The organism is Treponema sp. UBA785 (assembly GCF_002297065.1).
GTDB lineage: Bacteria > Spirochaetota > Spirochaetia > Treponematales > Treponemataceae > Treponema_D.
Window position 1 is genome coordinate 19,283 of sequence record NZ_DBJD01000094.1, and the last position, 1,469, is coordinate 20,751.

1 protein-coding gene is annotated in these 1,469 nt (G+C 44.8%); it reads right to left on the reverse strand.

Going from position 1 to position 1,469, the window contains the following annotated elements:
- Positions 1 to 1,469 (reverse strand): translation initiation factor IF-2 (gene infB / locus B2X33_RS08695; protein WP_296669044.1); only part of this gene is annotated, 1,469 nt, incomplete at both ends.

Below are 1,469 nucleotides of genomic sequence, written 5' to 3' on the forward strand. Positions count from 1 at the left end.
AGAGACTGTTTCAACGCCTCTGCAGAACCTTGGAGGTCAGCTTTTATGATAACCTTCAATTCTTTTACTTCGCTTGCTTCGATTGTAGAAACGAGGTTGTCCAATGTAACTTTCTTAACAGCCTTTGCCGCCTCAAAACGCTTGAGTTCCTGGCGTTTGTTTGAAATATCGCGAGCATCGCGTTCAGTTTCTGTAACCTGGAACGGATCCCCGGCATTCGGCATCTCATCTAAACCGAGAACTTCAACTGGCATAGAAGGAGTAGCTTCTTTTACTTTTTCTCCGCGGTCGTTGAACATTGCGCGTACTTTTCCAGAATAAATTCCGGCAACAAACGGATCTCCAACCCTCAATGTACCGCTCTGAACCATAACATCAGCAATAACACCGCGTCCCTGGTCAACATGAGATTCAATAACTTTTCCTTCTGCACGTGTATCCCAATGAGTCTTTAATTCAAGCATTTCTGCCTGAAGAAGAATTGCATCGAGAAGCTCGCTGATTCCTTCGCCTTTAAGAGCAGAAATTTTTACGTACTGAGTGTCTCCGCCCCATTCTTCAGGAGTAAGCCCCTGTTCAGAAAGCTGTGTCATTACTCGGTCAGGATTTGCATCCGGCTTATCAATTTTGTTAACTGCAACGATAATCGGAACTTTCGCATCTTTTGCATGGCTCAAGGCTTCGAGTGTCTGCGGCATTACACCGTCATCTGCGGCAACTACAAGAACACAGACATCTGTAATTTGAGCACCACGAGCACGCATCATTGTAAAGGCTTCGTGTCCAGGAGTATCGAGGAATGTGATTACGCCCTTTTCAGTCTTAACCTGATAAGCACCGATTTTCTGTGTAATTCCGCCGGCTTCGCCAGCTGCAACATTTGTTTTTCTGATTGCATCAAGTGTTTTTGTCTTACCGTGGTCAACATGTCCCATTACGGTAACAATTGGCGGACGAGGAAGCTCATTTCCTTCTTCACCCTTGTCGCTTTCAATTACAGTTTCGTCATAAAGAGAAACAAGATGAACATCACAGCCGTATTCGGCAGCAAGAAGAGTTGCTGTGTCAGAATCAATGCTTTGGTTTATTGTAACCATCATTCCCATTGACATAAGCTTTCCGATGATTTCGCTGGCTTTAAGGTTCATTTTCTTTGCCAAATCAGAAATCGAAACAGATTCCATAATATCGATTGACTTTGGAACTACGCTTGCAGGAGTAACTGCCTTCTTCTTATAAAGTTCTTCTTCGTCAAAAAGCTCTTCCTTGTCCTTGCGGTTGTTGTAAACCTGTTTTTTGCCTTTAAAAGCCTTTTTTCCAGGTCCTTTCTGTTCAGGAATTGCAGATGCAACTGGCGCTCCTCCAAAACCCGGTCTTCCACCGCCAAATCCTGGACGGCTGCCAAATCCTGGTCTTCCAGCCTGATTTGGTCCACGGTTAAATCCGCCTTGTCCATTTGGACCGCGGTT